The organism is Endobacterium panacihumi, from assembly GCF_050847465.1.
Classification (GTDB): domain Bacteria; phylum Pseudomonadota; class Alphaproteobacteria; order Rhizobiales; family Rhizobiaceae; genus Neorhizobium; species Neorhizobium panacihumi.
In genome coordinates, this window is sequence record NZ_JBOZRA010000001.1 from 197,960 (window position 1) to 212,051 (window position 14,092).

Here is a 14,092-nt window from a genome sequence, read left to right on the forward strand (position 1 = left end):
TCCTCGCTCCGCCCCACATTCCCAATGTGTCGAAATCCACCCATGGCCCAAGCGTTATGGGTGAAACTCCACCCATTGCTCCCTCGGAACCCCTTGAAAAACTGGCAAGTGCAAAGCCGCTGATTGCGCGCCGCGCCGAAGCTGCGGACACATAAAACATTCGGACGAAGCGGGAGGAGCCGTGGCCGTCCGGTCGGTTTATCTGGGAGGGTAACAATGAAAATCCTGAATACGATTCTGGGCGCGACGGTTTTTGCCGCTGCTGGCGTCATGGCATCCGGCGCATTCGCGCAGACTTATCCGACACGCTCGATCACCATGGTCGTGCCGTTTGCGGCCGGTGGCCCTACCGATACGGTCGCTCGCCTCGTCGCCGAATCCATGTCGAAAGATCTCGGCCAGCAGATCATCGTTGAAAATGTCGGTGGCGCCGGTGGCACGCTCGGTGCCGGTCGTGTCGCCAATGCCGATGCGGACGGTTACACCGTGCTTCTGCACCATATCGGCATGGCCACCAGCGCCACGCTTTACCGTAAGCTGCCCTATGACACGCTGAACGCCTTCGAATATGTCGGCCTCGTCACCGATGTGCCGATGACCGTCGTTGCCCGCAAGGATCTCGACGTCAAGGATTTCAAGGGTCTGGTGGAATATGCCAAGGCCAATAGCGACAAGGTGACGGTCGCCAATGCCGGTATCGGCGCTGCCTCGCATCTCTGCGGCATGTTGTTCATGTCGGCCATCGAAACGCCTCTCGTCACCGTGCCTTACAAGGGCACCGGCCCGGCCATGACCGATCTTTTGGGCGGTCAGGTCGATATCATGTGCGACCAGACCACCAACACCACCAAGCAGATCCAGGGGGGCACGATCAAGGCCTATGCCGTGACCTCGCCGGAGCGCCTTTCGATCTTCAAGGATATCCCGACGGTTGCCGAAGAAGGTATGCCGGCCATGCAGGTTGGCATCTGGCACGGCATCTACACGCCCAAGGGCACACCGGGGGAAGCCAATGAGCGCCTGTCCAAGGCATTGCAGGTGGCGCTGAAGGATCCGAACATCGCCGCGCGTTTTGCCGAACTCGGTACGCTGCCGTCACCGGAAGCGGATGGCACGCCGGCCGCGCTGAAGGCGAAGCTGGAAAGCGAAATCGCCCGCTGGGAACCGGTCATCAAGGCGGCCGGCCAGTACGCGGACTGAGCCTTCGCGTTCTTTCACTGGTCTTGGTTTTGCCCCTCACCCTAACCCTCTCCCCGTAATGACGGGGAGAGGGGACGTGCCTTACGCCATGTTTTGATTGAGGCAATGGCGGTGCCACAGCTCCCTTCTCCCCGCTTGCGGGGAGAAGGTGCCGGCAGGCGGATGAGGGGCGGATTTCCGCACACGGCTAACCAAGGCGGATGAGCGACAACACCACCCGATCCACACGCATCGGAGACACCATGAACTCCCTGAAATTCGACAGAACCAATCTTATCTGCGGGCTGATCTTTGTCGGCCTCGGCATCTTTTTTGCCCTGCAATCGCTCGATCTGGAACTGGGCACGGCATTCCGCATGGGGCCGGGTTATTTCCCGTTCATTCTGGCGCTCGCGCTCATCCTTTTCGGCGGCATCATTCTGGTGCAGTCGCTGCGGGTGGTGCATGAGCCGATCAGCGGCATCGCCTGGCGCGGCATGTTTTTCATCCTCGCCGCGCCCATCCTCTTCGGCATCACCGTGCGTGGTCTTGGGTTCGGGCCGTCGCTGTTCATCTGCTCGTTCGTTGCCTGCTTTGCCTCGGCGCGCATGAAGCCGCTTGCTGCTGTCGCCCTGTCGGTGGCGGTCACGGTGTTTTCGATACTGGTGTTCACCTATGGGCTGGGCCTGCCTTTCCGCATTCTCGGCCCCTGGCTCGGTTATTAGGATCAGCGCGACATGGAACTTTTCAGCAATCTCGCGCTCGGATTTTCGACCGCAGGCTCCATCGAAAACCTGTTTTTCTGCCTGATCGGCGTGCTGCTCGGCACGCTGATCGGCGTGTTGCCGGGCATCGGCGCCACCGCTACCATCGCCATGCTCCTGCCGATCACCTTCCAGCTGGAGCCGGTTTCCTCGCTGATCATGCTGGCCGGCATCTATTACGGCGCGCAATATGGCGGCTCCACCACCGCCATTCTCATCAACATGCCGGGCGAATCCTCGTCGGCCGTTACCGCCATCGACGGCTACCAGATGGCCCGCAAGGGCAAGGCCGGAGCGGCATTGGCGATCGCGGCAATCGGCTCGTTCTTCGCGGGCACGGTGTCGACCTTCCTCGTCGCCATCTTTGCGCCGCCGCTGACCGAAGTGGCGCTGCAATTCGGGGCGGCCGAATATTTCTCGCTGATGGTGGTCGGCCTCGTCTCATCCATCGCGCTGGCGCATGGTTCGGTCGTCAAGGCGCTGGCCATGGTCTCGCTCGGCCTTTTGCTCGGCCTTGTCGGCACCGACATCTATACTGGCGCACCACGCTTCACGCTCGGTATTCGTGAATATTCCGACGGCCTGAACTTTGTCGCCGTCGCTGTCGGTATCTTTGGTATCGCCGAAATTCTGCGCAATCTGGAAAATGAAAGCACCCGTTCGGTGCTGATGTCCAAGGTGAGCGGACTGATGCCGAGCCGCGAGGATTTTCGGGCGATGATCGCGCCCATCCTGCGCGGCACGGCGGTCGGCTCCATTCTCGGCATTCTGCCGGGCGGCGGGGCAGTGCTTGCGGCGTTTGCCTCCTACACGATCGAAAAGAAGGTTTCCAAACATCCGGAGGACTTCGGCCATGGCGCGATTGCCGGTGTGGCGGGACCGGAAAGCGCCAACAATGCCGGTGCACAGACCTCGTTCATTCCGCTCCTGACCCTCGGCATTCCGGCCAACCCGGTGATGGCGTTGATGATCGGCGCGATGATCATCCAGGGTATCGTGCCCGGCCCGAACGTGGCGGTGGAGCAGCCGGCGCTGTTCTGGGGCATCATCGCCTCGATGTGGATCGGCAACCTGATGCTGGTCATCCTCAACCTGCCGCTAATCGGGCTGTGGGTTAAACTGCTGACCATCCCCTATTATGTTCTCTTCCCGATCATCATGGCCTTCTGCTCGATCGGAGTTTATAGCGTTAATTCAAACGTTTACGACCTCTATGCCGTGGCGTTCTTCGGCTTTATCGGTTACGTGCTGGTGAAACTGCGCTGTGAGCCGGCGCCGCTGCTTCTGGGTTTTGTGCTCGGGCCGCTGCTGGAAGAGAACCTGCGCCGCGCGATGATCCTGTCTCGTGGGGATGCTACCACGTTTGTCACGCGGCCGATCAGCGCTGGCCTGCTGTTCATTGCGGCGCTGGTGCTGGTGGTTGTCTTCCTGCCGGCGGTCAAGGCCAAGCGCGAAGTGGTGTTCCAGGAAGAGGATTGATGGGGGCTGCTCGGGCATGAAGTCTCCACCATCGTCATTCCTGTGCTCGTCACAGGAATCCAGCGACCGCGCGTCTGCGCGGTCAAAGGAGTCTTCTCAGCCCAAAGACTTGGGCTGGCTGGATCCCGGCTCAAGGCCGGGATGACGTCAGAGAAGGAGGTGGCTCTTCCGCCAATCTCTGCAAATGCTGCAACTCGTCAACCGCCACAGGCCCGCCGATGCGCCGCAGCAACAATTGCCCCATCAGAAGACCTGCCTCCGACAGATCCTCGTAGATCGTGTCAATCCTTGGCCTGATCTGGTCGAACAGGCCCGACGTCTGTTTGGCGACGAAATCCACCTCGCGGCCGGGCAGAAGACCGTGGTCGTAACAGGCGGCCATGATCGCCATCGCCACCACTTCACCACCACAGACAAAACCATCCGGCGGCGAGGGCTGGCCAAGGCGCTTGTCGAAATAACGACGGATATCGTCGGACTTGCTGTCCAGCGAAATGCCTGTCGCGATCTCGTAACCGACGCCTTCCTCGCGTACCGCCGTCATGAAACCGTGGCGCATGTGGTGGGCGAAGGTAAAGGTTTCCGGCGGCAGCACGATCGTCAGTTGTGCGCAGCCCGATGCGATCAGCTTCTTTGCCGCTCGATAGGCGAAACCGTAATTGTCGTAATCGACGAAGGGATGCGGTGTCGCAAGCTCGGTGCGGCCGTGACAGATGAACGGAAAATCGTTCTGCATCAGTAGTTTCACCCGGTCGTCGGTGGGTTGTGTGCGGGTAAATATGATGCCGTCCGCCAGTCGGTTGCGCAGGATGTGCTCGACCGGTTCGATCTGCGGGCTGTCGGAAAAATGCGGCGAGATGACGAGGTGATATTGCGTGCCACGCAGCGCCGCCGTCAGCCCGTTGATCATCGATGTGGCGTAACCCAGAATTTCCTCGTGCGGATCGAGGATCAGGCTGATCACATGGGTGCGGCCGGTGCGCAGGCGCTGGGCGGCGCGATCCGGCAGGTAACCGATTTCGGCCGCCACCTGCGCCACACGCTGACGGGTTTCGAGCGCTATCTGCGGCGCGCCGGCCAGCGCCCGCGACACGGTGGTGACGGCAAGGCCGGTCAGGTCGGCAATCGTTCGCAATGTTGGTTTGGCGGCATCGCTGCCGGGCGCAGCAGTTTTTGCGCGCCGTGCGGGACGGCGCTCCTCCAGATCGTCCAGCGGCATCAGGCAGTCCTCCTCCACGACGCACGGCCGGCTGGAGGCCGCACGACATTGTGAAAACGTTGCAAAAGCCAACTGATATTTCAAGTTCTGTTTTGTCTATCCGTTCGTTTTCAATGAAATCAATGCTTTAAATGAATATGTACATTTGTTGGCAAACTGCAAATGACGGGTTGACACCCACCGTAGTTGTATCGTTATAAATTTGCATATCCGGAGAGGAGCCCGGATCTGAGGGAGAGACATCATGAATATGCGTATGTTTGCCAGCCTTGCGGCTGGTGCTGCACTTATTGCGCTGGTTGCCGGTTCGGCAAAGGCTGCCGAAGAGGTTGAAGTCCTGCACTGGTGGACTGCCGGCGGTGAGGCCGCAGCGCTCAACGTGCTCAAAGAAAACCTCGCCAAGGAAGGTGTTTCCTGGAAGGACATGCCGGTTGCCGGCGGTTCGGGCGTTCAGGCCATGACGGCGCTTCGTGCCCGCGTTACCTCCGGTGATCCGCCGACTGCCGTGCAGATGCTCGGTTTCGACATTCGCGACTGGGCCGAACAGGGCGTCGTCGGCAATCTCGACGATCTCGCTGAAAAGCAGGGCTGGGCAAAAGTCATTCCGGAAGCGCTGCAGGCGTTTTCGAAATATGACGATCACTGGATCGCTGCCCCGGTCAACGTGCATTCCACCAACTGGCTGTGGCTGAACAAGGCCGCTTTCGACAAGGCCGGTGGTAAGGAGCCCGCCAATATCGACGAGCTGATCGCGCTGCTCGACAAGTTCAAGGAGCAGGGCCTGACGCCGCTCGCTCATGGCGGTCAGCCATGGCAGGATGGCACGTTGTGGGAATCCGTCGTTCTGTCGACCGGCGGCATGGATTTCTACAAGAAGGCTGTCATCGACCTCGATCCGGCCGCTCTTTCGGGCGACCAGATGAGACAAGTTTTCGACACGATGACCAAGCTTCGCACCTATTTCGATCCCAACTTCTCCGGTCGTGACTGGAACCTGTCGACGGCTCTGGTCATCGAAGGCAAGGCCGGCGCGCAGCAGATGGGTGACTGGTCGAAGGGCGAGTGGCTGCGCGCCAACAAGAAGCCGGGCACGGATTTCGTGTGCATGCGCTTCCCCGGCACGCAGGGCAACGTTCTCTTCAACGCCGACCAGTTCGTGATGTTCGATGTGGGTGAAGAAAAGCGCGACGCGCAGATGAAGCTTGCTTCGGCTGTCGAGGATCCGGCTTTCCAGATCGCCTTCAACACCGTCAAGGGTTCGGTTCCGGCCCGCACCGACGTCCCCGGCGACCAGTTCGACGATTGCGGCAAGAAGGGCATCAAGGATGTCGCCGATGCTGCCAAGGCTGGCACGCTGGTCGGTTCGCTGGCGCATGGTTACGCCCAGCCCGGCGCCGTCAAGGAAGCCATCTTCGACGTCATCACCCAGCACCTGAACGGTCAGATCGATACGGCTGCTGCGCTGAAGCGTCTGCCGGAAGCGGTTGCTGCTGCGAAGTAATGGTGTCGGGTGAGATTTGCCCCTCACCCAGAGAGCAGCATGCTGCTCTCCACCTCTCCCCGCGCGCGGGGAGAGGGGACTTGCCACGCTCATCGTCAACGAAAAATGGCAGACTTTCGCCCTTTAGGCCTGCTTGAGGCGGCGATGGTGCCACATCTTTCTTCTCCCCGTCAGAACGGGGAGAAGGTGCCGGCAGGCGGATGAGGGGCTTTTGCGGCACCCATGAGCGCAACCCATCATTCGACAGCCTGCCGACATTTTTCCGAATTCTGCCGGAGATCATCATGACCACAATCGAACCGGCCACCGCATCACTGCCGCGCCGCTCCTTCGCCGACAGCCTGCGCGGCTGGTTGCCGAAACTCGTGCTGGCGCCGTCCTTTGCGGTGATCCTGCTGTTCGTCTACGGTTTCATTCTTTGGACCGTCTATCTGTCCTTCACCAATTCGCGCATTCTGCCGGTCTACAAGCTGGTCGGTTTCGATGCCTATGTGCGCCTGTGGTCGCAGCCGAACTGGTATATGGCGATGAAGAACCTCGCCATTTTTGGCGTGCTTTATATCGGCATCTGCATTTCCATCGGTCTCGGCCTTGCCATCCTGATGGACCAGCGCATCCGCGCCGAGGGCATCTTGCGGCCGATCTTTCTTTATCCGATGGCGCTGTCCTTCGTGGTGACAGGCACGGCCTGGAAATGGTTCCTGAACCCCGGCCTCGGCATTGAGAACACCATGCACAATCTCGGCTGGGAGAGTTTCAAGTTTGACTGGCTGGTGAACCCGGACATGGCGATCTACACCGTCGTCATCGCCGGTGTCTGGCAGGCATCCGGTTTCGTCATGGCGATGTTTCTGGCGGGCCTGCGCGGCATCGATGGCGAGATCATCAAGGCTGCCCAGATCGACGGCGCGCCGCTGACAAAGATCTATCGTCGTATCATCATCCCGATGTTGCGCCCGGTCTTCCTGTCGGCCTTCATCGTGCTCGCCCATATGGCGATTAAGTCCTATGACCTCGTGATCGCGCTGACCGGCGGCGGCCCCGGCAATGCCACCGAACTGCCGTCCACCTTCATGTATTCTTATACGTTCACCCGCAGCCAGATGGCCGTCGGTTCGGCCAGTGCGGTGATGATGCTGATGGGCATTACGGCGATCATCGTTCCCTATCTCTATTCCGAACTCAGGGAGAAACGCTGATGAGCGGCGCTGTCAACGAAACCGTCAGCGGCGGCTCGGCAAAGACCGCCCGCGTGGTGATCTACGGCCTGCTGCTACTGCTCGCCGCCATCTATCTTCTGCCGCTTTACGTGATGCTGACCACCTCGCTGAAATCGCTCGACGAGATCCGGGGCGGCGACATGCTGTCGCTTCCATCCTCGCCGTCGATCGCGGCCTGGACCAAGGCTTGGGGCGAAGCCTGCATCGGCGTCACCTGCACCGGCATCAAGGGGTATTTCTGGAACTCCATAAAAATGGTGGTGCCGGCGGTGATCATTTCGACGCTTCTCGGCGCATTGAACGGTTACGTGCTGACCAAGTGGCGTTTTCCGGGCCACAAGATCGTCTTCGGCATGATGCTGTTTGCCTGCTTCATCCCGTTCCAGGCGGTGCTGATCCCGATGGCGCGCATGCTCGGCATGATGGGCATCGCCAACACCACGACCGGCCTCGTTTTCGTGCACGTGATCTACGGCCTCGGTTTCACGACGCTGTTTTTCCGCAATTATTACGAGGCGTTTCCGGACGAGCTGATCAAGGCGGCAATGATGGATGGTGCCGGTTTCTTCCGCATCTTCTGGCGCATCCTTCTGCCGACCTCGGGACCGATCATCGTCGTCACCGTCATCTACCAGTTCACCAATATCTGGAACGACTTTCTGTTCGGCGTGTCCTTCTCGTCCGGCGGTTCCTCGCCGATGACGGTGGCGCTCAACAACCTCGTTGCCTCCTCCACCGGCGTGAAAGAATACAATGTCGATATGGCCGCGGCCGTCTTTGCCGCCCTGCCGACCCTGTTCGTCTACATCGTCGCCGGACGCTATTTCGTGCGTGGCCTGATGGCCGGCGCAGTCAAGGGATAAACTCATGAGCTTTCTTGAAATCAGGAACCTGCGCAAGAAGATCGGCAATGTCGAAGTCCTCAAGGGCATCGATATCGAGCTGGAGAAGGGCGGGTTTCTCGTTCTCGTCGGCCCGTCCGGCTGCGGCAAGTCCACGCTGCTCAATGCCATTGCCGGCCTGTTGCCGCTGACCTCGGGCGACATCGTCATCGACGGGCAGGTGGTCAACGACCTGCATCCGTCACAGCGCGATATCGCCATGGTGTTCCAGTCCTACGCGCTTTATCCGAACATGACGGTGGAAGAGAATATTGCCTTTGCGCTGGAAATGCGCGGCGTGCCGAAGGATGAGCGCGCGGCGGCGGTGAAGGTGGCGGCAAAGACGCTGCAGATCGAGCATCTCTTGACCCGTCGTCCCAGCCAACTGTCCGGCGGTCAGCGCCAGCGTGTCGCCATGGGCCGCGCGCTGGTGCGCAAACCGCGCGTTTTCCTGTTCGACGAACCGCTGTCCAACCTCGATGCGAAACTGCGCGTCGAAGTGCGTGCCGAGATCAAGTCGCTGCACCAGAATACGCACGCGACCATCGTTTACGTCACCCACGACCAGATCGAGGCGATGACGCTGGCGACCAAGATCGTCGTGCTGAAGGAAGGCACCGTGCAGCAGATCGGCACGCCAGCCGAGATATACAACCTGCCGGCCAACCTGTTTGTGGCCGATTTCATGGGGTCTCCGGCCATGAACATGCTGGATGGCAAGGTCGTGGGCACCGGAGCCGAGGCGCGTATTGCGCTGTTTGGCGACCAGAACATCACCGTGCCGGTTCCGCCGACTGTGGCCGCCGGTGCCGTCACAGAAGGCCAGTCGGTTCTGCTCGGTCTGCGCCCGGAAGCGATCACCGATACCGGCCTTGCTGATCCGCAGGCACGCTCGGTGACCCAGATCGAGGCGCCCGTGATCATGACCGAGCCGACCGGTTCCGACACGTTTGTTACGGCCGAACTTGGGGGCAAACATTTCACCGCCCGCACCCGTGCGGAAGTGTCCTGCCAGCCGGGAGACACGTTCCGTTTCGCCTTCAATCTCGACAAGGCGGTCGTCTTCGATCCCTCGAACGGCCTGCGCCTTTAATCTTTTTTCTACTAGCAGATCATCAAGGGAAGTCCCGGTTATACGGTGGCTTCCCTTTGCATTTGCGCAGCTGTTCACGGTTAGATCGCTAAAAATCCTTTTAAATTATAGGCTTATTCGAGGTGAAAATTTCGATTTCATGAGCATCGCACACAATCCAACTTGGCCTCGCGCTCGAATTCGGTTAGAAGGCGTTAACCTCTTTGGATGGGACGAGGGTCAGGATAGTCGGAATGCAAGTGGCGGGGGCCGTGAAAAAATCGCAGGGCTCGAAAGAGTTGAGCGTATTGCATGGGTAGGTTTTCGCACCTTTTCCCCAAGGCGACGATTGGTGCCTATCTGATCGCTTTCGCCGCCGTCATCGCTCTTCCGCTGTTAGCCTTCGTCGTCTTCCTGATGTTCCAGCTGGAGCAGAACGAGCGCGAAAAGCTCAACAGCGAAACGGCAGAGGACGCACAGATCCTTGGTCGCGCCGTCGACCGCGAATTGCGCGACATGGCAACAACACTGCGCCTGCTCAGCAATTCCCCGGAAATCGAGCGGGGAGAGCTCGCCGATTTCCATCGGCGCACGCAGTCCAGCCTGCGTGGCACTTCGCTTTACGCGCTTCTGGTTGCCGAGGATGGGCAGCTTCTTCTCAATACACGCGTGCCGTTCGAAACCGCGCTCGGCAAGATGGGCAACATGCCGGCGCTCGCCTCTGCCTTGCGGTCCGGTCGCACGGAAGTCTCCGATGTGTTTCGTGGTGCCACCAGCGGCAACTGGGTGTTCAATGTCACGTTGCCGCTGCCCAAGGAAATGCGCGGTGATGTCGGCGCCCTGATCCTGACGCAAAATGTGTCGGAACTTAAAAACGTGCTGTCGACCGAAGGCCTGCCGAAAGACTGGTCGGTGGCAATCGTCGACCAGACGGGCAAGATCGTGGTGGCCGATGGCGCGACCGAGTTGGGGGTCGCAAGTTCGTTCCCGGCCAACATGCTTTCTCTGATGAGGGGGCAGAACGGCACGATCGAGGATGTCGGCGGCTCGCCGCGACAGATGTATGGTTATTATACCCATCCCGAATGGTCATGGCGTGTTGTCGTCTGGGGACCGATTGCCTCTGCACAGGAAAGCATTCTCAGCACCTGGCGTTATCTGATCGCCGGGAGCGGGCTCTTGCTGCTGATCGGTTTTGGTTTTGCCTGGCTGGTGGCGCGGCAGCTGCGTGTGCCGATCCGGCAGATTTCCGACATGGCAGACCGCATCGGCCGGGGCGAGATCGTATCGCCGGTCGAAACCAAAATCATCGAAGCCAACCACGTGGCGATCGCTCTTTCCAATGCTTCGTTCGACCGCAGCCAGGCGGAAGACCGCATTCACCTGATCCTGCATGAACTCGTGCACCGCACCAAGAATATCCTGACACTGATCCAGGCGATGATGCGCCAGTTGGCGCGGCAGGATACCACGATGGACGAGTTCCAGAAGGCGATCAGCACACGCCTGCAGGGGCTTGGCCGCTCGATCGAGGCTTTGGCACGCGAGCAGTGGGCCGGTGTGCCGATGAAGCGTGTCGTGGAAATTCACCTTTCCAACTTTTCGGAAACGCTGGACCGGGTCGAAATGCGCGGTGAAGATTTTGTACTGAAGGCAGAGGCCGTGCAGAATCTCGGCCTCGTTCTGCATGAACTCACGACCAATTCGATGAAATACGGAGCGTTGTCCTCGCAGAGTGGCCGCGTGCAGATTTCCTGGTCGGATGTCGCCACCGAAAGCGGCGAGCGCACGCTGAAACTGGTCTGGGAAGAACGCGGCGGGCCACCGGTTCGTGCTCCGTCTTCCACCGGTTTCGGCACGACGATCATCAAGCGCCACGCTGCCGCAGCCTTTGCCGGCCGGGCCGATGCCGAATATCCGGTCGAAGGTTTCCGCTGGACGCTGACGGCACCGCGCAACCAGCTGGAGCGCACGGCAGAGGATCGTCGCCGCGAAGCCGCGCGGCTTGGCTGAGCGGTGCTCCGGGCACGCTAACGTACCAACATGAATGTTACGGAACCAAGCGGATGACATCGCCGTTCAGCGGGAATGGACGCGTATTCATCCACTTCCGTTTCAGAGCCCGGTGAGGGGCTCGCCATCCTTTCCACGATCGGGCTGACCTATGTCAGCGATTCCGAGCCGGGCATACGGCGGCTGAGGCGCGGCAAGGGGTTTTGCTACAAGCTGCCGGACGGTTCGCTGCTTTCCGAAAAAGCGCACAAACTGCGTATCGGCGCGCTCGGACTGCCGCCGGCCTATGAGAACGTCTGGATCTGCCTTGATCCGAGCGGCCATCTGCAGGCCACCGGTTTCGACAGTCGCGGGCGAAAACAATATCGTTATCACGCTGACTGGCAGTCGTTTCGCAGCGAGCAGAAATACGACCAGATGATCGATTTCGCTGAGGCCCTGCCGCGAATCAGGCGCAAAGTGCAACGTGATCTCGGTGAAGGTCTTGGTGGGCCGCAGGCCGTGATCGCCGCGCTTGTGGCGCTTCTCGATGCCACGCATCTGCGGGTCGGCAATCGCGCTTACGCCAAGGAAAACAAAACCTATGGCGCAACCACACTTTTAAAGCGTCATATGGTGTTGTCGGATGACAGCATGGTGCTGAAATTCACCGCCAAGGGCGGCAAGCGTGTCAGTCACACCATTCGTCATCCGCGCCTGCAACGCATTCTTGAGAGCATTGCCGATCTGCCGGGCCGCCAGCTATTTTCTTGGCCGGATGAGGATGGCGTGCCGCGCGGCATCGACAGCGGACGGCTGAATGCCTATCTCGCCGCTGCTTCCGGCTTGCCGATTTCGGCCAAGACGTTTCGGACATGGGGCGGCAGTCTTGCCGCTTTCATGGCGGCGTGGAAGGCTGTGACTGAGGAGGAAGTGGTGCGGATAAAAATGCTGACGGCAGCCGCATCGCAGGAATTGCAGAACACGCCGGCCGTGTGCCGCTCCAGCTACATCCATCCCGGCATTCTCGCCTTGGCGGAGGACGTCTCGCCGCTTGAAAAGATCATGGCGACGCCAAAATTGGTGGAGAAGGAAACGAGTGGTCTCAAGGCCGATGAACGGCGGTTACTGGCATTTTTGAAGCTGGTGGGGTGAGGGGGAGAATAGGGGGCTGCGCTCTCCGTCGTCATCCTCGGGCTTGACCCGAGGACCCACGCTGCACCCTCGGAGCTTTTGGTTTTGGGTCCTCGGGGCAAGCCCAAGGATGACTGCGGAGAGGTTGAGCGATGACAAACACAACAAAAAACGCCCGCCAAAAAGTTGGCGAGCGTTTCTTACATTTCATACCAAGCAGCTTCAAGCCGCCCGTCTGTGCAAACCTTCCTGCACTTCCTCGACGATCTTGCCGACAAAGGCAGGCAGATCATCCGGCGAGCGCGAGGTGATGATGCCGTTGTCGACCACCACTTCCTCATCCTTCCAGGATGCGCCGGCATTCTTCACGTCGGTGCGGATCGAGGGATAGGAGGTTGCCTTGCGACCACGCAGCGCGTCTGCCTCGATTAGCAGCCACGGCGCGTGGCAGATGGCCGCCACCGGTTTGCCGCTGCGCACGAAATCACGCACCACTTTCATGGCGTCCTTGTCGGCGCGCAGCTTGTCCGGATTGATCTGGCCACCGGGCAGAACCAGGGCATCGAAGTCCGCGGCGTTGACATTGGCGGCCTCGAGATCAACCGTGACACTGTCGCCCCAGTCCGTCTTGTCCCAGCTCTTGATTTCGCCGGTCTTGATCGATGCGATCTTCACATCGGCGCCCTTGTTCTTCAGTTCGTCAAGCGGCACGCGCAGCTCGGAGCGCTCGTAGCCGTCTGTTGCGAGAATGAGGATTCGAGCGGAGTCGATCTGTGTCATGCACTTCTCCTTTTGTTGTTCGTTACGGCCATCACAGACGGCCGGTGGAAAGATCGCGTCCATTGATAGAGGCGGGAACGCTCATTTCTTCCCGAGGGGATCGCGGCAGCGGAAGCTCCACGGCTTCCGGCACGACCACGTGAGGCTCATGGTTCGACACGGTGTTCACCGGTTGCGGAACCCGAGTGATGGGGAAGAGACGCCTCAGTCTCCATAAAATATGGGCCATCGTATTTCTCCCGTCGCCCGAAAAGGTGTTTTGCCTTTTCCTGAATAGCTAACCGTGGGCGTTGGGATTCGTTCCATCGGGGAACGGTGGAGCGATCTTGAGACAATACCGCTCACGGTCGGCAGGTTCAGTGCGCCGGACCGGTGCTCAGATCGGCACGACCAGCATGGCGCACATGGCGACTGCGAGAACGACACTGGCGGCTTCGAACCATTCTTTGGTCATTGTTTTTTACTCCCTGATTGGTGGGTAAAGAACGATGATCGCGCCTTTCTGTTCCACACAATTGCCACATATGTGGAGCGGCGCCACATATGTGAACATTCCCTTAATTGCCGTTGTCGATCTTTTGCTGTGCCTTCATGCGGGCACGAGCCGCCTCGATGATGGAGCGGGTTTCACGCGCCGTCGATGTTTCGATGGCAAAACCTTCACCGGGTGTCAGGCCGGGATCCTCTTCGTGATCCTTGAAAGTGGCATCCTCGGTAAGCCTGTGCAGCAAGGCCTTGGTGGTTTCTTTGCCGCCCATCATGGCGGCAAGCCAGGTGATCATCAATTCGCGATGCGCATTGAGCCGGCCTTCCAGTTCTTCCGGTGAGAGTGCGGGCATGGTGGGTCCTCCTTCGCGTGACGGTCAGATAT

12 protein-coding genes are annotated in these 14,092 nt (G+C 59.8%); 9 read left to right on the forward strand and 3 right to left on the reverse strand.

Going from position 1 to position 14,092, the window contains the following annotated elements; genetic code table 11:
* Positions 1-216 precede the first annotated feature (216 nt).
* The 3 genes from ACRQ1B_RS00920 (at position 217) to ACRQ1B_RS00930 (ending at position 3,422) form a co-directional block, all read left to right on the forward strand.
* Complete coding sequence (locus ACRQ1B_RS00920; protein WP_432291803.1) at positions 217-1,200, forward strand: tripartite tricarboxylate transporter substrate-binding protein; 984 nt, start codon at positions 217-219, stop codon at positions 1,198-1,200.
* Positions 1,201-1,442: 242 nt separating this feature from the next.
* Positions 1,443-1,904, forward strand: coding sequence for a tripartite tricarboxylate transporter TctB family protein (locus tag ACRQ1B_RS00925; RefSeq protein WP_432291804.1), 462 nt, complete (start codon positions 1,443-1,445; stop codon positions 1,902-1,904).
* Positions 1,905-1,916: 12 nt separating this feature from the next.
* Complete coding sequence (locus ACRQ1B_RS00930) at positions 1,917-3,422, forward strand: tripartite tricarboxylate transporter permease (protein ID WP_432291805.1); 1,506 nt, start codon at positions 1,917-1,919, stop codon at positions 3,420-3,422.
* Positions 3,423-3,552: 130 nt separating this feature from the next.
* Here the strand turns inward: ACRQ1B_RS00930 and ACRQ1B_RS00935 are convergent, their stop codons facing one another.
* Positions 3,553-4,641, reverse strand: a complete 1,089-nt coding sequence (locus ACRQ1B_RS00935) for a LacI family transcriptional regulator (RefSeq protein ID WP_432291806.1) — start codon at positions 4,639-4,641, stop codon at positions 3,553-3,555.
* A gap of 250 nt (positions 4,642-4,891) precedes the next feature.
* Here ACRQ1B_RS00935 and ACRQ1B_RS00940 point away from each other — a divergent pair, with 250 nt between their 5' ends.
* The 6 genes from ACRQ1B_RS00940 (at position 4,892) to ACRQ1B_RS00965 (ending at position 12,462) form a co-directional block, all read left to right on the forward strand.
* Entirely contained in the window at positions 4,892-6,142 is a 1,251-nt protein-coding gene (locus tag ACRQ1B_RS00940; protein WP_432293776.1) for an ABC transporter substrate-binding protein, read from the forward strand.
* Positions 6,143-6,426: 284 nt separating this feature from the next.
* Positions 6,427-7,341 (forward strand): carbohydrate ABC transporter permease, encoded by a 915-nt coding sequence (locus ACRQ1B_RS00945; protein WP_432291807.1) that lies wholly within the window; start codon positions 6,427-6,429, stop codon positions 7,339-7,341.
* Positions 7,341-8,225: a carbohydrate ABC transporter permease gene (locus ACRQ1B_RS00950; protein ID WP_432291808.1), complete on the forward strand. Its 885-nt coding sequence runs from the start codon at positions 7,341-7,343 to the stop codon at positions 8,223-8,225. Before ACRQ1B_RS00945 ends, ACRQ1B_RS00950 begins: the two co-directional genes overlap by 1 nt.
* A 4-nt stretch (positions 8,226-8,229) precedes the next feature.
* Positions 8,230-9,336 (forward strand): ABC transporter ATP-binding protein, encoded by a 1,107-nt coding sequence (locus ACRQ1B_RS00955; RefSeq protein ID WP_432291809.1) that lies wholly within the window; start codon positions 8,230-8,232, stop codon positions 9,334-9,336.
* Positions 9,337-9,627: 291 nt separating this feature from the next.
* On the forward strand, positions 9,628-11,328 hold the full coding sequence (locus ACRQ1B_RS00960) for a sensor histidine kinase (RefSeq protein WP_432291810.1): 1,701 nt from the start codon (positions 9,628-9,630) through the stop codon (positions 11,326-11,328).
* A gap of 75 nt (positions 11,329-11,403) precedes the next feature.
* Positions 11,404-12,462: a DNA topoisomerase IB gene (locus tag ACRQ1B_RS00965; RefSeq protein WP_432291811.1), complete on the forward strand. Its 1,059-nt coding sequence runs from the start codon at positions 11,404-11,406 to the stop codon at positions 12,460-12,462.
* A 201-nt stretch (positions 12,463-12,663) separates the two neighbouring features.
* Here ACRQ1B_RS00965 and ACRQ1B_RS00970 read toward each other — a convergent pair whose 3' ends face one another.
* Positions 12,664-13,221, reverse strand: a complete 558-nt coding sequence (locus ACRQ1B_RS00970) for a type 1 glutamine amidotransferase domain-containing protein (protein ID WP_432291812.1) — start codon at positions 13,219-13,221, stop codon at positions 12,664-12,666.
* A 557-nt stretch (positions 13,222-13,778) separates the two neighbouring features.
* Positions 13,779-14,060, reverse strand: a complete 282-nt coding sequence (locus ACRQ1B_RS00975; RefSeq protein WP_432291813.1) for a hypothetical protein — start codon at positions 14,058-14,060, stop codon at positions 13,779-13,781.
* Positions 14,061-14,092: the final 32 nt, after the last annotated feature.